The 22,899-nt window shown below is 46.7% G+C and carries 21 protein-coding genes; 11 read left to right on the forward strand and 10 right to left on the reverse strand.

Translation table 11 applies throughout. The annotated features are described in order from the left end of the window. Window positions 1–100 precede the first annotated feature (100 nt). Both JOD01_RS09700 and JOD01_RS09705 read left to right on the forward strand, forming a co-directional pair. Window positions 101–2,068: a methyl-accepting chemotaxis protein gene (locus JOD01_RS09700; RefSeq protein ID WP_204518117.1), complete on the forward strand. Its 1,968-nt coding sequence runs from the start codon at window positions 101–103 to the stop codon at window positions 2,066–2,068. A gap of 116 nt (window positions 2,069–2,184) precedes the next feature. After that, the gene (locus tag JOD01_RS09705; RefSeq protein WP_204518118.1) at window positions 2,185–3,045 is read left to right on the forward strand and encodes a transporter substrate-binding domain-containing protein; all 861 of its coding nucleotides are present in this window, start codon (window positions 2,185–2,187) and stop codon (window positions 3,043–3,045) included. A gap of 115 nt (window positions 3,046–3,160) precedes the next feature. Here the strand turns inward: JOD01_RS09705 and JOD01_RS09710 are convergent, their stop codons facing one another. Continuing rightward, window positions 3,161–4,636 carry a protein adenylyltransferase SelO gene (locus JOD01_RS09710; RefSeq protein WP_204518119.1) on the reverse strand — a complete coding sequence of 492 codons (1,476 nt, stop codon included), beginning with the start codon at window positions 4,634–4,636 and terminating at the stop codon, window positions 3,161–3,163. Between the two features lie 422 nt (window positions 4,637–5,058). Between JOD01_RS09710 and ahpC the strand changes: the two genes are divergently transcribed. Both ahpC and ahpF read left to right on the forward strand, forming a co-directional pair. Continuing rightward, window positions 5,059–5,622 carry an alkyl hydroperoxide reductase subunit C gene (ahpC, locus tag JOD01_RS09715; RefSeq protein WP_204518120.1) on the forward strand — a complete coding sequence of 188 codons (564 nt, stop codon included), beginning with the start codon at window positions 5,059–5,061 and terminating at the stop codon, window positions 5,620–5,622. A 14-nt stretch (window positions 5,623–5,636) separates the two neighbouring features. Then, window positions 5,637–7,166 carry an alkyl hydroperoxide reductase subunit F gene (gene ahpF, locus JOD01_RS09720; protein WP_204518121.1) on the forward strand — a complete coding sequence of 510 codons (1,530 nt, stop codon included), beginning with the start codon at window positions 5,637–5,639 and terminating at the stop codon, window positions 7,164–7,166. Between the two features lie 104 nt (window positions 7,167–7,270). Here the strand turns inward: ahpF and JOD01_RS09725 are convergent, their stop codons facing one another. From JOD01_RS09725 to JOD01_RS09760, 8 genes are all read right to left on the reverse strand, one after another. Beyond that, window positions 7,271–7,948, reverse strand: a complete 678-nt coding sequence (locus JOD01_RS09725; RefSeq protein ID WP_204518122.1) for a transaldolase family protein — start codon at window positions 7,946–7,948, stop codon at window positions 7,271–7,273. A 98-nt stretch (window positions 7,949–8,046) separates the two neighbouring features. Continuing rightward, entirely contained in the window at window positions 8,047–8,412 is a 366-nt protein-coding gene (locus JOD01_RS09730) for a PTS glucitol/sorbitol transporter subunit IIA (protein WP_204518123.1), read from the reverse strand. 88 nt (window positions 8,413–8,500) lie between these two features. Next, window positions 8,501–9,514 carry a PTS glucitol/sorbitol transporter subunit IIB gene (srlE, locus tag JOD01_RS09735; RefSeq protein ID WP_204518124.1) on the reverse strand — a complete coding sequence of 338 codons (1,014 nt, stop codon included), beginning with the start codon at window positions 9,512–9,514 and terminating at the stop codon, window positions 8,501–8,503. A gap of 20 nt (window positions 9,515–9,534) precedes the next feature. After that, window positions 9,535–10,086, reverse strand: coding sequence for a PTS glucitol/sorbitol transporter subunit IIC (gene srlA, locus JOD01_RS09740; protein ID WP_204518125.1), 552 nt, complete (start codon window positions 10,084–10,086; stop codon window positions 9,535–9,537). Window positions 10,087–10,101: 15 nt separating this feature from the next. Continuing rightward, window positions 10,102–10,551 (reverse strand): transcriptional regulator GutM, encoded by a 450-nt coding sequence (locus JOD01_RS09745; protein ID WP_204518126.1) that lies wholly within the window; start codon window positions 10,549–10,551, stop codon window positions 10,102–10,104. 25 nt (window positions 10,552–10,576) lie between these two features. After that, window positions 10,577–12,499, reverse strand: a complete 1,923-nt coding sequence (locus JOD01_RS09750) for a BglG family transcription antiterminator (protein WP_204518127.1) — start codon at window positions 12,497–12,499, stop codon at window positions 10,577–10,579. Window positions 12,500–12,637: 138 nt separating this feature from the next. Next, the gene (locus JOD01_RS09755; protein ID WP_204518128.1) at window positions 12,638–13,438 is read right to left on the reverse strand and encodes an SDR family oxidoreductase; all 801 of its coding nucleotides are present in this window, start codon (window positions 13,436–13,438) and stop codon (window positions 12,638–12,640) included. 197 nt (window positions 13,439–13,635) lie between these two features. Next, complete coding sequence (locus JOD01_RS09760) at window positions 13,636–15,021, reverse strand: amino acid permease (RefSeq protein WP_204518129.1); 1,386 nt, start codon at window positions 15,019–15,021, stop codon at window positions 13,636–13,638. A gap of 311 nt (window positions 15,022–15,332) precedes the next feature. Between JOD01_RS09760 and JOD01_RS09765 the strand changes: the two genes are divergently transcribed. Both JOD01_RS09765 and JOD01_RS09770 read left to right on the forward strand, forming a co-directional pair. After that, complete coding sequence (locus tag JOD01_RS09765) at window positions 15,333–16,244, forward strand: ArsR/SmtB family transcription factor (protein WP_204518130.1); 912 nt, start codon at window positions 15,333–15,335, stop codon at window positions 16,242–16,244. Next, window positions 16,228–17,439: an MDR family MFS transporter gene (locus tag JOD01_RS09770; RefSeq protein ID WP_204518131.1), complete on the forward strand. Its 1,212-nt coding sequence runs from the start codon at window positions 16,228–16,230 to the stop codon at window positions 17,437–17,439. Before JOD01_RS09765 ends, JOD01_RS09770 begins: the two co-directional genes overlap by 17 nt. 68 nt (window positions 17,440–17,507) lie before the next feature. Here the strand turns inward: JOD01_RS09770 and JOD01_RS09775 are convergent, their stop codons facing one another. Then, window positions 17,508–18,260: a DeoR/GlpR family DNA-binding transcription regulator gene (locus JOD01_RS09775; RefSeq protein ID WP_204518132.1), complete on the reverse strand. Its 753-nt coding sequence runs from the start codon at window positions 18,258–18,260 to the stop codon at window positions 17,508–17,510. Window positions 18,261–18,434: 174 nt separating this feature from the next. Here JOD01_RS09775 and JOD01_RS09780 point away from each other — a divergent pair, with 174 nt between their 5' ends. The 5 genes from JOD01_RS09780 to JOD01_RS09800 are packed head-to-tail and all read left to right on the forward strand — an operon-like array spanning window position 18,435 to window position 22,839. Next, on the forward strand, window positions 18,435–19,157 hold the full coding sequence (locus JOD01_RS09780) for a ribulose-phosphate 3-epimerase (protein ID WP_204518133.1): 723 nt from the start codon (window positions 18,435–18,437) through the stop codon (window positions 19,155–19,157). Next, window positions 19,141–19,701 carry a 6-phospho-3-hexuloisomerase gene (gene hxlB, locus JOD01_RS09785; protein ID WP_204518134.1) on the forward strand — a complete coding sequence of 187 codons (561 nt, stop codon included), beginning with the start codon at window positions 19,141–19,143 and terminating at the stop codon, window positions 19,699–19,701. Before JOD01_RS09780 ends, hxlB begins: the two co-directional genes overlap by 17 nt. A gap of 14 nt (window positions 19,702–19,715) precedes the next feature. Then, the gene (locus tag JOD01_RS09790; RefSeq protein WP_204518135.1) at window positions 19,716–20,891 is read left to right on the forward strand and encodes a mannitol-1-phosphate 5-dehydrogenase; all 1,176 of its coding nucleotides are present in this window, start codon (window positions 19,716–19,718) and stop codon (window positions 20,889–20,891) included. 23 nt (window positions 20,892–20,914) lie between these two features. Continuing rightward, a complete protein-coding gene (locus JOD01_RS09795) occupies window positions 20,915–21,355 on the forward strand; it encodes a PTS sugar transporter subunit IIA (protein ID WP_204518136.1) in 441 nt (146 codons plus the stop codon). Between the two features lie 50 nt (window positions 21,356–21,405). After that, complete coding sequence (locus JOD01_RS09800; protein ID WP_204518158.1) at window positions 21,406–22,839, forward strand: PTS mannitol transporter subunit IIBC; 1,434 nt, start codon at window positions 21,406–21,408, stop codon at window positions 22,837–22,839. The last annotated feature ends 60 nt before the right edge of the window (window positions 22,840–22,899 follow it).

Genomic DNA, 22,899 nt, shown 5'->3' on the forward strand with positions numbered 1-22,899 from the left:
TCTTCGATTTTTGTTTTGGCTGACAACCAGAAATTCGCTAAGGAATGGAGAGAGCAAACCGGTAGGACTCCACAGTGAAGTAGGGAGGAAGAAAACTGCAATGCGCCTAAATCTCAAGCAAAAAATCGTTATTTTAATGTGCTTATTGCTATTGTTGAGCTTGGGTTCGGTTTCCTTTGCCAGCTACCAAAGCGCATCTCTTTTGCTGCAAAACAGCATTGAGCAGGAAGCCCAGCTGACCGCATCCAACCTGGCCCTGAAAATCAATACATTCATCGATACGGAAATCGCCAAGGTGGAATCGGTGGGAAAACTGATTTCAGGCAATAAGGAAGCAGACTTAAAACTGATCCAAAAAGCACAGGAAGAGAACAAGGAGTATGAAACGTTCTTCTTCTCCTATGACTTGACCGGCAAAAACGTAATCAATTTTCTCGGAGAGGTAACCCCTGTATCCGACCGTGTCCACTTTCAAGAAGCGGGGAAAGGCGAAGGCAAGATCGTCCTCTCTGAACCAGTCGTGTCCAAGCGGACGGGAAACAACATCATTACGATGATTATCCCGCTGATGAAAGATGGCAAACAGTATGGCTACATGGGTTCAACATTGCCCATCAATGCTGTGCAAGAAGCGGTCTCCACGCAAAAATTTGGAACGGACGGCTTTGCCTTCCTTGTCAGCAAAACCGGTACTTACATGTGGCATCCAAACAAGGAACTGGTGCTGGCCAAATCGGTGCAAGATCAAAATATTCAACCAATTGTTGAAGCCTACCAAAATGTTGCACAGGGCAAGTCCGGTTTTTTCAACTATACCTTAAATAACCAAAATTACTCGGCTGCCTATTCACCTTCCACCTATAATTGGGGTGTATTTGTGACAGCTCCGACAGAAAGCTTGTTCCAACCGATCACCAGCCTTAATCGCAACTTGATGATTATTTCGGCAATCGCCCTCATGGTCGCTATTATCATTGCGTACTGGTTTACAGTTCGTTTAACACGTCCGATTCAACGTTTGAACACCGTTGTCAAGGAGGTTGCACAAGGTGATTTGACCAAAACCATTTTCATCAAAGGCAAAGACGAGGTCGCCGTTCTGTCCAGTGATTTCAATCAGACGGTCTCGCACCTCAAACGGCTGATCGAAGGGGTCACGGATACCTCTAATCGCGTTATGGATGTGACCAAAATGGTATCCAGCGGCATCGGTCAAACAAAGGAAAGCATTCACGGTGTCGGCGAGACGATCCGGCAAATTGCCGAACGTTCGACGGCACATGCCTCAAGTTCGGAAGAGATTGCGGTTTCGATGGGTGAGATGGCCAGTGGAGTCGTCAAAATTGCTGAGTCCTCCTCGCATGTATCGGAAGTGGCCCAAGAAGCGTCAAGCCACGCCGAGAGTGGTACAGAGGTTGTGGAACAAGCAGTTCATCAAATCCGCAGCATCGGCTCGGGCACAGATAAGGTAGGCGACGCAATTGAACGCCTCCATGAACGTTCTTTGCAAATTGTTGAAATCTTGAATGTCATCACCGACATTACGACTCGCATCAACCTCCTGTCGCTGAATGCATCCATTGAAGCAGCCAGAGCGGGAGAGCACGGCCGCGGATTCGCTGTGGTGGCCGAAGAGGTGAAAAAGCTGGCCGGACAATCGAGCCAATCAACTGAAGAGATCGCCCGAATCGTCGAGGAAATTCGCGCCGATGCGCAAAATGCTGTGCTGGTTATGAATGAAAACCGAAACGACGTGCAGACAGGAATCGCTTATATTGAAGAAGTGCGCGAGAAGTTCGCCAACATTCTCCAGGCCTCTCGCAACGTGGCCAGCCATATTCTCGAAGTTTCCGCCGCATCCCAACAGATGTCTGCCGGCTCCGAGGAAATCAGCGCCTCTGTGGAGGAAATGAAATCCATCGCGATGTTGACTTCCGCAGATGCCCGAAATGCGGCTGATGTAGCCGAAGACCAAATTCAATCCTTTGAACAGATCGCTTCCTCTGTACAAGCGTTGGAAAGCGTAGCGCAAGAACTGCGCAAGGAACTGTCCAAATTTAAAGTGTAACGCCCCCAATCACCATTGCCCAAATTGGGGCTCTTGAAAGGGGGGATGCCAAGGACTAAATCGCATCGATTCATTGCATTGAAAAACATTCAGAGAAATCATTGGAGGGTAACCACATGTTACGAACTTGGAAAACCGTATTATTAACCGGAGTCTTCACTTTAACCTTGACAGGTACGAGTTATGTCAGTCCCGACCTCTTCCCGACATCCAACGTATCCGCCGCATCGGCATCGGTCAATGCTCCTGGCCAACTGAAAAAAGCGGAAACCTCGCAATTGGATGAAATCATTAAGAGAGGCTATATTCGCGTAGGAATGACTGGCGACTACAAACCTTTTTCATATTTGAACCCGGAAACAAATGAATACGAAGGTTTCGACGTAGACGCTGCCAAAGAACTGGCAAAAGATCTCGGCGTAGAAGTGCGTTTTGTGCAAACTACCTGGTCCGACATGATGAACGATCTGTTGGCCGACAAATTCGATATCGCTGCTGGCGGTGTCACCCGCAATACAGCGAGACAAAAAACAGCTTACGTGTCACAAGGTTACATTACATTCGGGAAAGCTCCTTTGGTACGCGCCGAAGACAAAGACAAATATTTGACCATTGAAGACATCAACAAGCCTTCCGTACGCGTCGGCGTAAATCCTGGCGGAACAAATGAAGTATTCGTTCGCCAGTATCTGCCAAATGCCAATGTAACCGTCGTTGACAACAACTTGGACATCCCGCATTTGGTTGCTGACGGAACGTATGACGTGATGATCACAGACACGGTCGAAGCAATGACCTACGCAAAAGCTGATCCAAGACTGTACGCAGCTTTGACGGACAAGCCTTTCACCAAAAGCGAAAAAGGCTATATGATTCCTCGTGGCGATTTCGTCTATGCAAGCTACCTGGAAATGTGGATGGATGAAATGAAATTGCAAGGCAAATTTGACGAACTCTACAAAAAGTGGATGGAGTAGGAGCATTCCCTCCTTTTCATCATTCGCAGCAAAAAAGCTCCCTGCAGAACTGCTTTCTTGGCAGTTTCTCAGGGAGCTTTTCTGTTTCATCTGATCCCAATTGTTTGGCCCTCTGTCAAGTGCCGCAAAACGTTCGGTATGGCTGATCCGACTGCGGAGGCAGTCCGCAATATTCCTCCTGTTCGGCAGTATAGGCGTAAGGATTGGACAATACATGGAGAAGCCGTTTCAGGACCGAGTAGTCACCATGCTCGACTGCCGCTTCCAGCGCTTCCTCCACGCGATAATTGCGCGGGATGACGGCCGGATTGCTGTCTTTCATCAACTGTTGCGACTTTGTTTTCGATCCCGGTTGTCGGCCTAATCTGTCCTGCCACAACTGCTGCCATTCGGCAAATTCCGGCGAACGGAACAAGTCCGTATCCTCCCGTGCATCAAGCGTTAACGCGCGAAACGTATTGGTATAGTCGGCCCGATATTTTTGCATCAGCTCCAATAGCTTTTCGATCAGCGATCCGTCTTCCGGCTCTTCCTGGAAGAGACCGAGTTTTGCCCGCATGCCGGCGAGCCAATAATGTTGAAATAACGGCCCATAATCGGCAATCGCCGCTTCCGCTCGTTTGATCGCCTGCTCTTCGTCCGCATGGAGCAGCGGCAATAAAGCTTCCGCCAATCTCGCCAAATTCCAGCCGCCAATGTACGGTTGATTTCCGTAGGCGTATCGCCCTTGAAGATCGATCGAGCTGAACACCGTCGCCGGATCGTAGACATCCATAAACGCACACGGTCCGTAATCAATCGTTTCTCCGCTGATTGTCATGTTGTCGGTGTTCATGACTCCGTGGATAAAGCCGACCAATTGCCATTTGGCGATCAGCTCAGCCTGACGTTTAATGACGCCCCGAAGGAGGGATAAATAGCGGTCGTCGTCTGCCGCAATTTCCGGATAATGCCTCTCCAAAGCGTAATCGGCCAGCTTGCGCAGTTCTTCAACCGATCCCCAATAAGAAGCATACTGAAATGTACCAACGCGCAAATGACTCGCCGCCACACGGGTGAGAACCGCACCAGGCAAGTTTGTTTCGCGAATGACATCCTCGCCGGTTGCGACCACCGCCAGACTGCGCGTGGTCGGAATCCCCAACGCATGCATCGCCTCGCTGATGATGTATTCACGCAGCATAGGTCCAAGCGCCGCTCGCCCATCGCCGCCGCGAGAGTAGGGCGTCCTGCCCGAACCTTTCAACTGTATATCGACCCGTTCTCCTTGCGGTGTTATCTGTTCACCGAGCAACAGCGCCCGCCCGTCGCCCAATTTGGTAAAACTTCCGAACTGATGACCTGCATAGGCTTGAGCAAGCGGCGCAGCACCCGCGGGAACTTGATTGCCGGCCAGTACCGCCACGCCTTGTTCGCTTTGCAACGCCTGAACGTTCAATCCTAACGACGCTGCCAACGTTTCATTCAATACGATCAGTTTCGGCGAGCGCACCGGAGCGGGATTGAGCCGGGAATAAAAAAGTTCCGGTAAACCCGCATAACTGTTGTCCAAGTTCCACCCTGTTGCTATCGTAATTGTTTTCTCCGTCATTATAACCCCCGCTTTTCGGTTTGGCTTCGGCTTTTATCCAGTATTATACCCTTTCCCGACGGGCTTTACCTTCCATTTCGTTTGAGATTAGCCATGAAAAATGTTCAATTGGAATCACCGTTAATTTTCTCAATGATTGGGGATACTTAAAGTGATAGATTTTGAACATCACCAATCAGCAGCAATAATAACCCTACCCTGTTCGTTCAGCTTCTAAGTCAATTGAAAATGCCCTCAACAACTCTCCCATTGGAATTGTCTAGCAAAATGGTGCAAGAATTATATGTTTTTTCTTGACAGAGAACGGTTTTCATATCATAATTCTTATTAGATTATAATTATTATAGCTTATGAGGTGATGAGACAATTGTCCTTCCCGCAAAAGCTATCTTATTCTTATAAAACTAAGGAGGAATTTCAATATGTCACTGATTGGAACTGAAGTAAAACCATTTAAAGCTCAAGCTTTCCACGACGGAAAATTCATTGATGTTACGGAAGAAAACTTTAAAGGTAAATGGAGCGTTGTTTGCTTCTATCCTGCCGACTTTACTTTCGTTTGCCCAACAGAACTCGAGGATTTGCAAAACGAATACGACAACTTGAAAGCACTTGGTGTTGAAGTTTACTCGGTTTCCACCGACACCCACTTTACTCATAAAGCTTGGCACGATCATTCCGATACAATCAAAAAAATCAAATATGTCATGATCGGTGATCCTTCTCATGTGATCTCCCGCAACTTTGACGTGCTGATCGAAGAAGAAGGGGTTGCTGACCGCGCTACCTTTATCATCGATCCAGACGGCGTGATCCAAGCTATTGAAATCAACGCTGGCGGTATTGGCCGCGACGCAAGCATTCTCGTAAACAAAATCAAAGCTGCACAATATGTACGCAACAATCCAGGCGAAGTTTGCCCTGCAAAATGGAAAGAAGGCGCTGAAACACTGAAACCAAGCCTCGATCTTGTAGGGAAAATCTAAGGAGCGGAGAAAAAATGGCATTAGACGCAGAGATTAAAGAACAGTTAGCACAATATCTCCAACTGCTGGAAGGCGATGTCGTGCTAAAAGTCAGTGCAGAGTCCGATGCCGTATCTAAAGACATGCTGGCGTTCGTAGAGGAAATCGCCAGCATGTCCTCTAACATTACGGTTGAACAAGCACGATTGCCTCGAACACCCAGTTTCAGCGTAAATCGTGTGGGCGAAGACACCGGCGTGACATTTGCTGGAATTCCCTTGGGACATGAATTTACTTCTTTTGTATTAGCTTTGTTGCAAGTGAGCGGCAGAGCGCCAAAACTCGACCAAAACGTAATTGACCAAATTAAAAATATTCGCGGCGAGCATCATTTTGAGACATACGTCAGCCTGACTTGCCACAACTGTCCTGACGTTGTGCAAGCACTCAACGCGATGAGCGTGCTCAATCCGAACATCACCCATACGATGATTGACGGGGCAGCTTTCAAAGAAGAAGTGGAAAACAAAAACATCATGGCTGTACCGACCGTTTTCCTCAATGCTGAACCTTTTGGAAGCGGCCGTATGTCTATTGAGGACATTCTCTCCAAACTGGGCAATGCTCCAGACGCTTCCGAACTGGCCAACAAAGAGCCATACGATGTGCTTGTCATCGGTGGCGGTCCATCCGGAGCGAGCGCAGCCATTTATGCAGCGCGCAAAGGTATCCGCACAGGGATTGTTGCCGAACGTTTTGGCGGTCAAATCCTCGATACTCTTGGCATTGAGAACTTTATCAGTGTCAAATATACGGAAGGACCAAAACTTGCCGCTAGCTTGGAAGAGCATGTGAAAGAGTACAACGTTGATGTCATGAAAGCACAACGTGCCAAGCGGTTGGAAAAGAAAGAGCTGATCGAAGTTGAACTTGAAAGCGGCGCTGTTCTAAAAAGCAAAACCGTGATCATTTCGACAGGTGCCCGTTGGCGCAATATCGGTGTTCCCGGCGAAGCCGAGTTTAAAAACAAAGGGGTAGCTTATTGCCCGCATTGCGACGGTCCTTTATTTGCCGGAAAAGACGTCGCCGTAATCGGTGGCGGTAACTCCGGTGTTGAGGCAGCCATTGACCTCGCAGGTATCGCGAAACACGTAACGGTGATTGAATATGCACCAGAACTGAAAGCCGATTCTGTCTTGCAAGATCGCCTGTACAGTCTGCCAAACGTAACCGTGCTGAAAAACGCCCAAACGAAAGAAATTACCGGTACTGACAAGGTAAACGGAATCAGCTACATTGACCGTGAATCGGGCGAAACGCATCATATCGAATTGCAAGGCGTGTTTGTGCAGATCGGACTTGTCCCGAATACCGATTGGCTGGCGGACACATTGGAACGCACTCGCTTCGGTGAGATTGTTGTCGATAGCCGTGGCGCTACCAGCATACCTGGCGTATTTGCTGCCGGTGACTGCACCAATAGTCCGTATAAGCAAATCATCATTTCGATGGGCTCCGGTGCGACCGCCGCGTTAGGCGCCTTCGATTATTTGATTCGGAATTAAAAGCCGATCTTCTTCAATAGTTGTAAGAGCCGTGATTACTTGTAATCGCGGCTCTTTTGCCCAAAGCAGCGGCAGCTATCCGAGCGATAACTGCCGCTTTCGTTTTATTGTTTGGAGTGAAGCAAATCGGTGCCAAACGTTTTTTGCCATTCCGTTTTAAATGCGTGCACATCCGCAAGCGTCGCCGGGAAGGCAATCAGCTTTTCGATGAGTTCGTGGCCAACCGTGACAGCTTCTGCACCCGCCAGACAAACATCATGGACTTGCTGCACATTTTTAAAGCTGGCTGCCACGATCTCGGTCGGCAACTGATAAGCTGCGAATAATTGGGCGATTTCGGCGACCACTTTTACACCGTTTCCCGTCAAATTATCAATCCGATTCACATAAGGTGCAACGTATTTGGCACCGGACAGCGCTGCCATTAAAGCCTGAAAAGACGTGTAAATCGTTGTCGCAAGGATCGGAACATTTTGCCCGGCCAATAGCTTGATCGCCTTCAGCCCTTCCTCCGTTACCGGAATTTTAACAACGATGCTCCCTGAAAGCCGATCGGTAATGAAGGTTGCTTCTTCGACCATTTCTTCAGCGGTCTCGCCAAGCACCTGCACAAACAATTCTTTTTCGGTACCAATTACTTCCCGAATCTGCCTGAGCGTGTCCAGGAAGGGGTGGTTTTCTTTCACTAGAATGGAAGGGTTTGTGGTGACACCCGCAATCGGATAATACTCGGTCAAGCGGCGGATTTTTTCTACATTCGCGGAATCAATATATAATCTCAATTTGCTATACCTCCTATAAACAGAGACTTAACCCGTAACAGATTAAGCCTCCATGGTTTTTTAAAATGTGCTGATTCCCTATCTATCTGCCCAAAAAATCATTCGCTTACGATCTTTAGCTCGGTATTCAGTGCAATGGCGGGCAGTTCTTTCTCTTCCAAGTACAGGGTCCCTGGAAGTTCCGGTGTTGTCGCCCCGTCAAAGCGCAAGGTAATATGCCCAAGTGTCGTCAAGTTGCGCTGAACAAGATTGCCAACGGCGGTAATGGCAAACTCTTCATTGTTGATCAGAAGTTTCTGGCCTTCCTTGATTTCCCCACTCGGCTCGACAATATCAATGCTGTAACAAAAATCTTTTAAATCCTGGGGCGCGTTTGTCCCAAACAATATGAGCATCTTTTCATCGAGAAATGTGCTTGCCATTGGTCCAATGTTTTTTACTTTGTTTGCATAAATAATTTTCATAATCCTTTGGCATCAACAGAACTGCTATGCCCTTCTGCCTCCCTTTTTTTCAGCGTCTCGTACTGATTCGAGACTTAATTGCCAAACTTTATTCATATAAGCCGAAGCTGGCCAACCACGCGACGAATACTCGCGGTACCCCGATTAAAAAACGGGAATACAGCACGGAGGGTACCCCCACTTCTACCGTTTCCGGTTCCGCTTCCGCAAGCCCCAAACCTACCGGAATAAAGTCACAAGCATTTTGCGTATTGATCGCAAATAAGGCAGGAAGAGCGAGGTGCGGCGGAATGTTTCCTTTGCCGATTTCGACCCCGATCAAGGTACCGATAACTTGCGCGATGACGGCACCCGGTCCAAGCAATGGTGACAAGAATGGCAAGGAACAAATAAATCCGATCAAAAGCAGTCCCCAAATATTCCCGGCGAGCGGCGCCATTACCTTCGCAAAGACGTTGCCGATCCCGGACCCTTGGATAATTCCAATTAACAAAGAGACAAACGCCATGAAGGGGATAATGGTGGTAATCATTGTTTGCACAGCATCACGAGCGGCTTGGTAAAACGTATTGATCACTTTTCCTGCACCGAGTCCAAATTTGGTGATGATGCTTTTATTTTTCTTTTCCGCTAGTGTTTGCGAAACCTTTTTATCGGGACTGTACTTGAAGGCTCTTTCTGGTGCAGGTGACTTCTCCGCTGCCGTTGCAGCATGCGCCACCGCATCGTCTACGGGCTGAATCTGATCGACCCCCACCGCCGAGACGTAAATATCTTCTGTGATATATTTGGCCAATGGGCCCGTTTTCCCTGTCGGCATAATATTGATGGTCGGAATGCGCTTTTGCGGATAAATGCCGCAACGTAACGTACCGCCGCAATCGATAATTGCCACCATAATTTCTTCATCAGGAACCGAGGTGTGGAAGCCATTCACCGGTTCCGCCCCGGTCAGCTCGACGATTCTGTCGACGATGTCCGGTTTTGAGCCGCCACCTGTAATGTAGACGATTTTATTCCGCTCCGCAGTCGGCGTTATCGTCAGCGGACCTCCAAATCCGCCGCTACCTTTCACAACTTTGATCGAATGGTAACCCGTCATCTTAATACCCCCTCTATCCCCTAGTGATGTGCTTTCATTTCTGTTTTCAAAGTAATTCCTTGCTGCTTTTCAACAACTTTTGTTGTGAAGTCCGTAATCCATCCGGCAAAGAAATTCATGACCAAACCGACCAGAAGATAACGGACGGCCAATTCCGCTGTATTAAAACCAAGCGTTTCGATTCCTGCTGCGATCCCGAGAAAGATGAACAATTCCCCCGGATTGATATGTGGAAACAAACCGTTGCTTGTATGGCAGAAATAAGCACCGGCAGCATAGTAACTGGGCTTGTATTTTTCCGGCAGAAACCTGCCCAATGACAGTGCCATCGGATTCCCCAGCATAAACGAACCAAGAAACGGAAGCACCATGTACCGCAGCAGCGGACTTTTCGTTGATGCCCTCGCCAACCGGTTAATGCGTTCTTCTCCAATAATTTGGATCAATGTATTCATGGCGACGATTAACAGCAAAACAACCGGAACAATTCCTTTCATCCAGGAAACAAACGTATCGGCGCCCGTTTGAAACAATTTCATGAAGCCTTCGGCAAGCATAATGAGAAAATCCATAACCTGTCACCTCGTTTATTTTTTTAGAGCAACCGCGCGTTCTGCTCTCACCATCAAGTTCTTAAAAAGACTGTTTTTCTCCGGAATCACTCCGCCGCTCATGATCGTCTTGTAGTTGAACACCGCATCAAGAATAGCCATTTTCAAAAGGTGATTGCAATGCGCCATGTCGGCCTCTTGCAACGTCCGGATATTTTTCCCTTCAAAGCCTGGCAAATCCTTGACCCTGGCCATGACGGTAACTCCTTGTATCTTTTTGGCCTCGAGGATTTTGCCGCTGTCGGACACAGCGAATAGAACAATCGTTCCCGCACGAAATCTCCCCGGTTTCTTCCCAATGGCCACTTTCCCCATTCTCCTCAGCTTTGCATACGCTTTCGAGAAATGCCTGATTTGCAAAAAACCGAGAGCGGTTTGAACCAGAAATGCGCCGGCAATAAAAAGCACGATGAAGAAAACATTCATTCGGACCACTTCCTATCAGATTCGATTAAGATCTGCTGGCATATTCAAGGCAGCTTGCCAATTCTTCATAGCTTGCTGAACGTGCCAAACGGTTTACTAACTGATCGTCAGTCGCAATCTTGATAATTTCGTCGTAAATTTTTATTAAAAGACTTGCGTCGTAATCAGTTTGTCTCGGAATGCCCAGCAAGAAGACCAGCTTGATTTCTTTCCCGTCAGCCAGGACCTCCCTTGGAAACACGCCCAGAGCCAATTCAATTTTATCGGTCGCGGTATTGCTCGTATGCGGCAGAGCGATGTAGCGGTCAAAGACCATTGATCCTTTCGCTTCTCTCTCCAGCAGCCGTTCTTTAAAACCGCCATCCAGATAGCCTTTTTTGATTAAGTCGTCTATCATTTCCAGAACATTTTCTTGATAGCTTTTGCGGCAGTCCAGCAAGTAGAATTTCTCTTGGTTGATTAATAACTTAACAAGTGAATTATGATTGCCTTCATCTTTCAGCTTGAATTTTTGCAAATAGGTAACCTTTTCAATTTGTTTCGAAACGATATTTTCGTCGAAAATCTCATTAATCATGATGGTCGGCGTATCCGATTCAAACGGCAGCTTTACCGTTGAGAAGACGATATCGTAATGCTCCAATCGCTCCTTTGATACTTCTGTCTCGGAAAACAGATCCAGCTTCGTATTGGGATTCAATATGCGCTGGAGTTGAATGGCAACAAGTTTGGCAGAACCTCTTCCCTTGCCGCAAATCACCGCAACTTGTTGCAAGCGTTTTACTTTTACCTCACTCTGAGCGATGAAAACTCCGAAATAAAAGGCAATATAACCAAGCTCGTCTTCGTAAACGGTTAAACCGTATTCTTTTTCAATGACTTGCCCGGCGATTTCCGCCATTTTGAAGGCAACGGGGTATTTTTCCTTTACATCCGACAACAATGGATTTTTGATCCGGATCTCAAACATCAACCGGTTCAGCATAAAGGTTAAATGAAGCTGCAAATCTTCGAAAAACGGCTCATTTTCACGAATAATCTCTTTCTCGAAACCAAGCTGTTCCACAATCTTTTCCAATAGAGTTTTTACATCTTCGGTTATCGTGATATCAGCAATCGACCGGTTATTTGTGGGCGTTCTTCGTCCGGCAATCGGTAACGTAATAAACAAGATTTCCGGTTCCGGAACTTTGATCGGAAGTTTCCCTTCAATGGAAGCAACGATGTCCAAGGCGATTTGATAATCTTTTGTATCCTGCAGTTTCCTGTATTTTTCATGCACGTTGGTCAGCGGATGGTTTTTGACGAGACGATCCAGCATGACAACAACCGACTGCATCAGCCTGTCTTGGGTCGATGTCTCCAAATCGTGACGGGTGGCAATCTGCAAGATTTCATCTTTTATATCAACATCCAGAGGATAGCCACTGTAAATATAGTCATAAACGTTGTCAAGAATAAAGAATCGCAAATCGAGTTCACTGCCGCTTAAATACATCCCGCTGTTTTGTTTGCCGCGAATTGATAAATTGTAACTTTCCAAAGCCACCGCTGCATTCTTTAATTCATTCACCAGTGTCGTTCTGCCAATATTCATGGCAAAAGCCAGTTCGTCCAACGTATTCGTTTCCTCGCTGTTGATCAGTCGGTCGATGATAAAAGCAATCCGCCGTTGTGGTGAATCCCGCCTGTTGTTGCGCGAATCAATGGTTCCGAGCAAATTCTCAAACAACTGTTCATTTTTAATCTCCAGCCGATAGCCTTTGCCTCTTTCATTTTCGACCGCCGCGATTCCCTTCATGTCACTATTTAGCTGTTTGATATAATTGCGAATCGATCGGGTACTTACTCCAAGTGTCTCCGCCAAGTAATCCAATGAACAGTATGTTCTCTTTCTGATTAACGCAATGATTTGCATGACACGATCCTCTATGCCGAAATCAGACATGTTTTCACCACCTTCTCCATTAAAATGAATGTAATCAATGATACCGGAATTTGCCTGTTTTTAAAATTTGTCTCATTTTCCGGCCTGTTCAACATCCATTCAAAGGCGCTCTTATCTGACCGTAAACAGTTGCGGCAATCAACCGCGGGATTTTCCGCCAGAAATATTGATGGTCGTCCCTGTAATATAGCTGGAACGATCCGATGCAAGATAGGAAACCAACTCGCCCACTTCTTTTAATTGTCCTTCTCTCCCGAGTGGAATCGACTTGCTGTAATCCTGATTTAATTCCGCCACCGACACCCCGCGTGTATAAGCCAATGCCTCTTCATAAGCAGCCGTTCTTAATCCGGTGGTCTCCAGTATGCCGGGAGCTACCGCCACAACACGGATGTTGTATTTGCCCAATTCCTTCGCCCACGAGCGCGTGAACGATATGAGGGCACCCTTCGTTGCCGAATAGCAGCTTTGGCCTGCCGAACCTTCCTGGCCCGCTTCAGATGCAATGTTGATAATGACTCCTTTATTTTGTTTGACCATCTCTTTGGCGGCAGCCTGAGCACAAAGATACGGACCTTTCTGATTCACAGCTATCATAAAATCAAAATCTTTCTCGCTTAGTTCGTATTCCGGTCTTTCACCAGCTACATCCACCAATAGACGAGGCAGATTTACCCCGGCGTTATTGACGAGAATATCAATCGAGCCAAATTGTGCAACGGTTTGCGCAATCATCCGATCGACACTGTCTTTTTTGGTAACATCACACTTGATAAAATAAATGCCGTCCGCTTGTTGCCCCTCCGTACCATTCAGGTCGGAGACAACCACTTTCGCTCCATTTTTAACGAATTGCTTGGCAATTTGCAGTCCAATGCCAGAAGCACCGCCCGTAACGATTGCCACTTTCCCTTCTAATTCAAGCCAAGAGTCACTCAATCCCTGTTCCCCCTTTATCCTTCTCCTTTTATTTCTGTTATTTAGTATAAAGAGGTTGAAAATTGAGATTAATACACCGTTTTGCACAATAAAATGAAAACGATTGCATTAAAGATGTGCAAATGTAAAAAGGGCATTACCATGACATGTCCCATGAAGGAACAGCCGCTGGTAATGCCCCTATGACAAAGTTTATTTTAGTGCTCGTCTGTATCTATTGAAGAACCGACGGGAACAGCCTTGCCAACTCCAAATGCGAAATAGCTGATCACGACAATTCCCAAAAAGACAATTCCCGCAACCAATGAGACGCGGGTCTCATCGTTAAACCACATCCCGATTAATACCATCAGCAAAAACGCGATGGTCAGATAGTTGGTCACTGGTGCAAACGGCATTTTGAATGGATGATTTCCCATGTTTGCGGCATTTGCCTTGCGGAAGCGAATCTGGCTAAGCAGGATGACAAACCACGGAACCATGCCGGGCAGAACGCTGGCACTGTATACATACACAAACAAATTTTCCGGTGCCAAATAACTGAGGATAACCCCAATAAACAATCCGACAATCACGCCAATCGTCCCCAAAAAAGGTACGCCATTGCGCGACAGTTTCGTAAAAACTTTTGGCCCTTGACCGTTCACGCCTAATGTATAAAGCATCCGACCTGCGCTGTAAATACCGCTATTGCATCCGGACAAGGCGGCAGTGATGATGACAAAATTAATCAAACCGGCTGCGATCGTAATCCCCAGTTTTGCAAAAGTAGCCACGAAGGGACTGCCGATATCTTGCAATTGGTCCCACGGGTAAACCGTGACAATAACGAAAATCGCTCCGATATAGAAAATTAAAATCCGCCAAATAATGCTTTGAATGGCGCTGGTTAACGTTTTGCGAGGGTTCTCTGCCTCGCCCGCTGTAATCCCGATCAGCTCCACGCCTTGATAAGCCCCGATTACGAGTGACAACGCAAAGAAGAAACCTGTCCAGCCACCGGTGAAGAAGCCCCCGTGTTCCCAAAGATTGGATAGGCCAATCGCTGTTCCGCCGTTGCCAATGCCAAAGAAAATCAGCCCGAATCCGGCGATTATCATCAACACGATCGTCACAATTTTGATCATGGAAAACCAAAATTCAAATTCGCCAAATGACTTGACAGAAAATAAGTTCGCCGCACCGAGAATTACCATAGCGATCAATCCCGGTACCCAGGCGGGCAGATCGGGAAACCAGTACTGCATATACGTTCCCACGGCAACAATCTCCGACATCCCGACGACCACCCACTGAAACCAGTTGCTCCATGCCGTCACATAACCGGCCAACGGATGAATATATTTATGGCCAAAGTTCGCAAAGGAACCGGCGCTCGGCTCGAGGTACAACATTTCCCCCATTGCACGCATAATGAAGAAGATAAAAATTCCGACGATTGCATATGCCAGCATGACCGATGGCCCCGTCCATTTAATCGTGCTGGCTGATCCCATGAACAACCCCACGCCAATTGTTCCGCCCAACGCGATCATCTGAATATGCCGCGCTTTCAGGCTTCTCTCTAGTTCCCTGTTTTCCACTTTCGTTCCTCTTCCTTTCTACCATTACTCGTTGTCATGTGTACAATTTCTCCCCAAAGTGAAACGAATTTCCGCCAGAAGGGTAACTCACTTACACTTCTTCTATCCCCACAGGTTCGAATGATTTGTTATGACTTTTTAATCTTTCTTTAATTTTCAATTACTTGTATTGTAGTATGTTTCCCTGGCAAATACAATTGTGTCCTCCAGGGAAACAGTTGGCAAGACCGGAGTAAAAAATTGACAGCAACAACCAAACCTTCTATAATCAACTTCGAATATACAGTATATTCGAAGGAGATCGAACGGATATGTCTTATTCAATTAATATTGAATACTCTCCCGCCTATGAACTAATCGTCAGTTTTTATACTTATGTCCATCATAAACATCTGAAATCCATCGATTTGCCCGCAGACTGGGTCTTGGAAACAAGAGCGAACCTGCCCGCTCATTTTGCCAAAGAACTGGATGACGAGCGGTGGGAGGTGCTTCACCGTATCGCCCTGCTCATTCACCAATGCCCTGACAAAAGTTCTCCTGCCGCTTTTTTGCACTGGTTTGCGCAGCTGCCGCCAGGGGAGATTTATGAACGCCTGTCTCCTTGGGTACATTCCATCCCGCTCAATTTGGGCGAACTGCGAGATCGCAGTGTATATCTGTTAGCAGAATGGAATGAACATTACTTGCAAAAAATGGACCCGGCCATCCTGAACCAACTCGGAGAAGACGCTGCGGCGAAACAGCTTCAATCGCAGACGATCGCTCCCGTCGATCTGGTGAAAATCGCCACCAACGGTTATATGATTGATCCTACCGAAAATGTCCGGGAAGTGATCCTCGTCCCCCAATACCATTGCAAACCTTCCCTGGTCATCGATTTTTTTCGCGGAGTGGTCAGTTGTTTATATCCGCTTAGTCCGGAGCCGGCCACTCCATCGATGGTCAGCTTGGCGCAAAGTCTGTCCGACGAAAGACGGGTCAACATCCTCAAACTGCTGGCCAAAGGGCCAAAAACATTGATCGAAATTCATCAACAGATGAAGCTGGCGAAGAGTACCGTCCACCATCATCTGGGGATCTTGCGCCGGTCGGGAATGATTTGTGCCCACTTTGTGGACAGCTCCACGGTTTCCTATTACAGCGTAAGGGATCAAATCATCGGCAAATTTACGCAAGCACTGACCAATCTGTTGGAGGCTGGGGATGAACAACAATTTTAAACAGTACCATCCGTTTGTTTATTTTCTCTTGTTGGGCACAGTTCTCGTTTCATTGGCAAGCTCGATGGCCGTGCCTTTTCTGGCCGTTTATTTGGCAAGTTCGCTTCATCTGGATGCAGTCACCATTGGCATCATTCTCGGTGCTGGACCTTTAACCGCCATGTTTGGGGGATTTATCGGCGGAACACTCTCTGATTTATTTGGCAGAAAAAATTTTATGATCCTGGCACTGTCCGCATTGGGCTTTGTGTTTGTCGCTCTGACTGAGGTCGTGAATCCTGTTGGACTGTTGCTGTTGAGTATTTTGCAGGGATTGGGCTCGTCGTTTTTTGGAACGATTTCCAAAGCGCTGATGGGTGATCTGACCCCGCAGCACAAACGTTACCGGTTATTTTCCACCCGATATGTAGCGGTTAACTTGGGTTTTTCCATCGGGCCGATGACCGGTGCCTTTCTGGGAATAGCGGGGAGTGTCACGACATTTTTGGCAACAGGAATCCTCTACTTTCTATACGCCGTCGTGTTGATCTGCTTGTTCAGGAAATATCAGGTGAAGGAAGCAAAATCTGCCGATACGGAAAAGGTTTCGCTGTTTGGAGCTTGTCAGGTCGTCCGCAACGACAAGGCGCTGCTTCTCTTTATTCTGGGAAGCGTCTTGCTTACAACCGTGTTTGGGCAAATGTCCGTCACGCTGTCGCAATACCTGGCCAAAGGAATGGAAAGCGGGATCGAACTGTTTGGATTGTTGATGAGCATCAACGGAATAACTGTCCTTTTGACACAAGTGTTCATCACAAAGTGGTCGGAACGGTACACATTGTTTCAGCGGATCGTTGCCGGCAGTCTGTTGTTCGCCTGTGGTGAAGTGGGATTCGCCTTTTCCAACAGTTGGTTCAGTTTCATCCTCTTTATGATCATTTTTACTCTAGGCGAAATTTTAGTGGTTCCCGCTGAATATGCACAAATTGACCAAATCACTCCACCGGGCATGAGAGGGACCTACTATGGGGCACAAGGCTTTAACGAATTGGGCAATTTTCTTGGCCCGTGGGCAGGCGGCATGATCTTATCCGCTTATGGCGGCCAGCCGATGTTTCTGACGATGGCGCTCATCTCACTGGTCAGTCTGATCTTTTATACAGCTGGGCGCAAGGCTCACCGTGCGGCGCAACTGATTGCAAAGGGAGAGGGTTAGCGGACGGCATCCTTCTAAAAAGCTTTTTTTCTGGAAATGCCTTTCGACTATTACCCGCTCGGATGCCGCTATTCATCTATTACCTGAATTCCCTGGTTCGCATACATGGCTTTTATGTCCGGATTGAGTTGTTCTGTGACCAAATACGTTAATTGATTCGTTGGGCACACAATGTGATTGGAGACTGTATTAATTTTGTCAGATGTCACCATGGCCAATATTTCGGTAGAGATATTGACCATTTTCCTTTTGACCAAAGCTTCTGACAAACTCGGGACACTAATGCCGATTTGTGCGTCAATTTTGTAAATCCCCATGATGTACAAATCGGCACGCATCGTATTTAAAGCCTCAACCGTGTCAATTCCCAAGTTGACCATGGACTCTTTAAAGAGCGTGCCCCCCAACATGATCACCTCCACATCTTTGTGATTGTTGAGTGAAATGGCAATATGCGGACAATTCGTGATAACGGTCGCTTTTAGCGATAAAGGCAATTGTTGGGCCAAATGCAAATTGGTTGTCCCGCCATCAATCAACACTACCATCTCATCCTTGATGAATTCCAATGCCTTATTGGCCAATGCCATTTTTGTTTCGTTCGAAATCGTTTGACGTGTAGAAAAATCAACAACAGGCGGTCCTTTTCTTAAAGCGCCGCTGTGTACCCTTTTAATTAAACCAAGACTGTCCAATTCCTTTAAATCTCTGCGAATCGTATCCTCGGATACGGCTAAACGTTTGCTTAAATCGCTGGCAATTACTTTATGCTCATCATTTAAAATCTGCAAAATGAGTTGTTGGCGTTCCTCTTTTAACATCGTCATGCTCCTTGACATATGAGTATCCTTCCATGCCTATTTTATCATACTTGCTGTCATATCCAAGCGAAACATGCAAACACAAGTAAAAAAACGCAAAAACATGCTTTACTTCTGCCTGGATGCGACTTATAATTCAGAAAAAGGCAAATACAAGCGAAAAGGGGCATAAACATGCACGAAAGAAAAATAACGATTGCACCTTCCATCATGTGTGCCGATTTATGCAATCTGGAGAAAAGTGTGAAGGAACTGGAACAAGCAGGGGTGGACACGCTGCACATTGATCTCATCGACGGTTACTTTAGCCCCAGCATGCCGTTGGGCATCGATACTGTCAAACAATTGCGCAAGGCCACCGAGATGAATTTTGATGTTCACATCATGGCAAAAGAAAATGAGTTTTTCATTCAGGAGATGATCAAGATCGGTGTGCAACATATTTCTTTCCATCAGGAATCAAGCACGCATATCGATCGCCATATTCAACTTATAAAAAAACACGGCATCGGTGTTGGGGTCGCTCTAAATCCGGCAACTCCTCTGTCCGTATTGGATTATTGTTTACCCGAATGTGATACGGTGCTGCTCATGCTGATCAATCCGGGATTCGCGACGGATAAAAACGAAAAACAAGTATCCTATGCCGCAAAAAAGGTAGGGGACTTGTACCGGCTTATTCAACAGTTGAAGTTGCACACAAGGATCGAAGTGGATGGCAGGGTTTCATTCGAATCGATCCCCGACCTTGTAAGAGCAGGAGCGGAAATATTGGTTGCCGGTTCCACGAGTCTATTTCGGCCGGGCCACAGTCTGACAGAAAACAAGACGCTGATGGACCGTTACATTTTGGCAGGGTTAGGAGAGGAGGGCATAGTTCATGGTGAATTATTATGATGTGGCAAAAGAAATTACAATGGAACTGTCCGCGTCATTAAACAAGATAAAGAGCGAAGACGTCGACCAGTTACTTCGTGAGATTCAACAAGCAGAGAAAGTGTTTTTTGTCGGAGTCGGCAGAGTCATGTTATCGTTGCAAGCGATTGCCAAAAGGCTGGCCCATCTCGGGGTGAAAACGTATGTAGTTGGGCAAATTACGGAACCGGCCATCACAGAGAAAGACTTGTTAATCGTAGGTTCCGGCAGCGGAGAATCGGCTTTCCCCTTAATTATTGCCAAAAAGGCAAAGCAGTATCGGGCGAGGGTAGTGCATATCGGAGCAAATCCGCAAAGCTCCATGAGGGATTTTTCCGACTTGTTTATTAAAATTCCGGTCAGTACGAAACTGCAGCTCCCCGATGAGATTCGATCCAAACAGCCGATGACGAGTTTGTTTGAGCAAAGTCTTTTATTGCTCGGCGATACAGTCGCCCTGATGATGATTCGTGAGCAAAACATCGAGATGACTTCGCTCTGGCAATACCACGCAAATCTCGAGTAGAGGGGACAAACAAAATGAAAGCACTTCATTTTGGTGCTGGCAATATCGGAAGGGGCCTGATCGGTTATCTCTTGCAGCGTTCCGGTTTTGAAGTCTGCTTCGTAGACATCAATCAACAGGTTGTTGGCAAGCTAAATCAGGAACAAGAATATCAAATTGAACTACTGGACGATGAGCACACGGTTGAGACCATTTCTTCCATTACCGCCTTACACAGCTCAGAAGAAGAAAACGTAATCGATGCCATCGTATATGCCGATATCATTACTACATCAGTCGGTGTTCAGCATTTGTCCAAGATTGCCCCGATTTTGGCAAAGGGTTTAAGAAAAAGGGCAGACAAGAACAAAAGAAAAATTGATGTGATTGCCAACGAAAATGCGATCCGGGCTTCATCCTTGTTAAAACAGGAAATGGAGAAATGCCTGTCCCCTCACGAGATGGCCGAGATTCTCACTATTGCAGGTTTTCCGAACTCGGCGATCGACCGGCAGGCTTTATCTAAAAAAACAGCTGACGGAGAAATTCCCCTGGTCGAACCGTTTTACGAATGGATCATCGAACAGTCCGGAATGGTCAATACCGATCTTCCCAAGATCAAAGACGCCATCTATGTAGAAGATTTGCAACCTTATTTGGAGCGTAAACTGTACCTTGTCAATATGGGCCATGCCGCAACAGCCTATCTTGGCTCTCTTGTCGGGGAAGAAACGATCCAAAGCGCTTTGGCGCATCCGCAAATTGAGAAGTTTGTCAAGAATACTTTGGAAGAGGCAAAACATTACCTCATTCATCAATTTGCCATGAAGCCGGAAGAACTCGGCGAATATATTAATCAATTTTTAAAGCGCTTTCAAAACAAACATTTACATGACGCAGTCACCCGTGTAGGCAGATCGCCCATCCGCAAGCTCGGTTTTGATGAACGGTTGGTGAAACCAACAAGGGCACTCTATCATCTTGGCTATCCTGTAAAAAATTTAACGCTTGCCATCGCCGCCGCTTTGTTATTTGATTACCCGGTTGATGAAGAGTCATTGATTCTGCAGCGATATATCCGTGACAATGGTGTTACACAGGCGCTCATCCAGTTTTCATATTTGACCGAACAACCATTGCTCGAGTCGATCACGGCTGACTACTTACGCTTGAAACTTGCCAATCGCCAGGAAATCCTCGCTCTCATTTGAGGAAGATAGAAAGGAGAATCACCATGCTCAGCAGCTATTTGCAAGGAAATACGACTTTTCTGGAGCGTGTGTCCTCTTGGGAGGAGTCGATCCAAGCCGCAGCTCAACCTCTTTTGGAAAAAGGGTTTATTACCGCACAATATATCGAGGAAATGATTCAAAATGTAAACACCAACGGCCCCTACATCGTGATCGCACCGGGGATTGCCATGCCTCATGCCAGAAATGAAGGGGGGGTGATCAAAACCGGCATCTCCTTTCTAAAATTGCAGCATCCCGTAGTTTACCCGGACCATAAAGAAGTGAACATCCTGTTTGTTTTGGCCGCTGTTGACAGCTCTGAGCATTTGGAACTGATCTCCGACTTATCATCCTTGCTGATTGATGAAGAGATCATGGACAAATTACACCATGCCCTGCAGGAACAAGAACTGATTCAGCTCATTCAGCAGGTTGAGGAGTAGGTTACCGTTTGACTGAAAAACGAAATTATCAAGCAAAGGATGGATTGTCTATGGCCAATGTTACGAATGTCGCTCATGCGAAATCCCCATCCACTCGGGCTCGTATCCAAGCTTTTGGAGGCTTTCTTACCAATATGGTTTTGCCGAATATTGGAGCGTTTATTGCGTGGGGCATCCTGACAGCGCTCTTTATTCCGACAGGCTGGATTCCCAATGAAAATCTGGCCAAAATCGTTAGCCCTGCCATTACCTATTTGCTGCCTTTGCTTTTGGCCATCACGGGAGGAAGGATGGTTGCCGGACAAAGAGGTGCAGTAATGGGGGCAATCGGCGCGATCGGACTGATCGTCGGATCTGAAATCCCCATGTTCCTGGGAGCGATGATTATTGGCCCCTTGGGCGGATGGGTGATCAAGAAGTTCGACAAGATGCTGGAAAACAAGGTTCCTGCGGGTTTCGAAATGATCGTCAACAACTTCTCCATTGGGATTTTGGGCTTCTTCTTAATGGTTTTCTCGTTCTATTTTATCGGTCCCGTTATCGAATCAGCGAACAATTTTGTAACGTCGGCGATTCGAGCACTTGTCGATACGGGCTTCTTACCGCTATTATCGTTGATCAATGAACCAGCCAAAGTGCTTTTCTTGAATAACGTCATTGACCAAGGAATTTATTATCCGTTGGGAATGCAGGAAACGCTAAATGCCGGCAAGTCCATTTATTTTATGGTAGCCTCTAATCCTGGACCAGGTCTTGGTTTATTGTTAGCTTATACCTTGTTTGGAAACAAAATTGCGCGGCGCACAGCTCCCGGAGCGATCATTATTCACTTTTTCGGTGGAATCCATGAGTTGTATTTTCCTTATGTACTGATGAAACCCGTAACTATTTTGGCGATGATCGCCGGAGGCATGTCAGGAATTACGATTTTCCGCCTTTTTGATGTAGGTCTGGTAGCCGGACCAAGCCCTGGCTCCATCTTTGCCTACCTTGCCTTAACCCCAAAAGGAAATTTTATAGGTATTATTTTGGGAGTTGCCGTCGCTACCGCCGTATCTTTTATCGTTACTTCGATTATTTTGAAGCTCAGCAAACAGCCTGATAACGAAGAGGAATTCACCGCCTCAGTTGAAAAAGCACAAACCATGAAGGCGGAAGGAAAACAAGTGATGCAAGCATCCATTCATCCCCTCCATTCTGACAAACTGGCAAAAGTGTCATTTGCCTGCGATGCGGGAGCTGGCAGCAGCGCACTCGGGGCGACAACGTTCCGAAAAAGGCTGCAGAAAAAAGCCATAGAAGGAATTGAAGTGAAGCACTTCCGTATAGAAGATGTCCCTAAAGATACCGACGTTATCGTAGTGCATAAAGATTTGTCAGACAGAGCGAGACTTGCTCATCCTGATAAAAGAGTGATTACCATCGAAAACTATCTCGATGATCCAAACCTTGCCCAGTTACTGAATGAAATCGAAAAAAGGTAAGTTTGATAAGAGCGCTTACTTGGGACAGACGTCTTTTGTAAGCGCTTTTTTCGCATCTCG

Source organism: Brevibacillus fulvus, assembly GCF_016908525.1.
In the GTDB taxonomy this organism is placed as follows: domain Bacteria; phylum Bacillota; class Bacilli; order Brevibacillales; family Brevibacillaceae; genus Brevibacillus_G; species Brevibacillus_G fulvus.

Excerpts from the sequence above, each read along its gene's own strand:
- hxlB (WP_204518134.1), top strand. The coding sequence starts at position 19,141 with ATGGTGAATTATTATGATGTGGCAAAAGAAATTACAATGGAACTGTCC.
- JOD01_RS09775 (WP_204518132.1), bottom strand. The coding sequence starts at position 18,260 with ATGTTAAAAGAGGAACGCCAACAACTCATTTTGCAGATTTTAAATGAT.
- JOD01_RS09745 (WP_204518126.1), bottom strand. The coding sequence starts at position 10,551 with ATGAATGTTTTCTTCATCGTGCTTTTTATTGCCGGCGCATTTCTGGTT.
- JOD01_RS09730 (WP_204518123.1), bottom strand. The coding sequence starts at position 8,412 with ATGAAAATTATTTATGCAAACAAAGTAAAAAACATTGGACCAATGGCA.
- JOD01_RS09750 (WP_204518127.1), bottom strand. The coding sequence starts at position 12,499 with ATGTCTGATTTCGGCATAGAGGATCGTGTCATGCAAATCATTGCGTTA.
- JOD01_RS09800 (WP_204518158.1), top strand. The coding sequence starts at position 21,406 with ATGGCCAATGTTACGAATGTCGCTCATGCGAAATCCCCATCCACTCGG.
- JOD01_RS09795 (WP_204518136.1), top strand. The coding sequence starts at position 20,915 with ATGCTCAGCAGCTATTTGCAAGGAAATACGACTTTTCTGGAGCGTGTG.
- JOD01_RS09700 (WP_204518117.1), top strand. The coding sequence starts at position 101 with ATGCGCCTAAATCTCAAGCAAAAAATCGTTATTTTAATGTGCTTATTG.
- ahpF (WP_204518121.1), top strand. The coding sequence starts at position 5,637 with ATGGCATTAGACGCAGAGATTAAAGAACAGTTAGCACAATATCTCCAA.
- JOD01_RS09765 (WP_204518130.1), top strand. The coding sequence starts at position 15,333 with ATGTCTTATTCAATTAATATTGAATACTCTCCCGCCTATGAACTAATC.
- JOD01_RS09710 (WP_204518119.1), bottom strand. The coding sequence starts at position 4,636 with ATGACGGAGAAAACAATTACGATAGCAACAGGGTGGAACTTGGACAAC.
- srlE (WP_204518124.1), bottom strand. The coding sequence starts at position 9,514 with ATGACGGGTTACCATTCGATCAAAGTTGTGAAAGGTAGCGGCGGATTT.
- JOD01_RS09780 (WP_204518133.1), top strand. The coding sequence starts at position 18,435 with ATGCACGAAAGAAAAATAACGATTGCACCTTCCATCATGTGTGCCGAT.
- JOD01_RS09770 (WP_204518131.1), top strand. The coding sequence starts at position 16,228 with ATGAACAACAATTTTAAACAGTACCATCCGTTTGTTTATTTTCTCTTG.
- JOD01_RS09790 (WP_204518135.1), top strand. The coding sequence starts at position 19,716 with ATGAAAGCACTTCATTTTGGTGCTGGCAATATCGGAAGGGGCCTGATC.
- JOD01_RS09705 (WP_204518118.1), top strand. The coding sequence starts at position 2,185 with ATGTTACGAACTTGGAAAACCGTATTATTAACCGGAGTCTTCACTTTA.
- ahpC (WP_204518120.1), top strand. The coding sequence starts at position 5,059 with ATGTCACTGATTGGAACTGAAGTAAAACCATTTAAAGCTCAAGCTTTC.
- srlA (WP_204518125.1), bottom strand. The coding sequence starts at position 10,086 with ATGGATTTTCTCATTATGCTTGCCGAAGGCTTCATGAAATTGTTTCAA.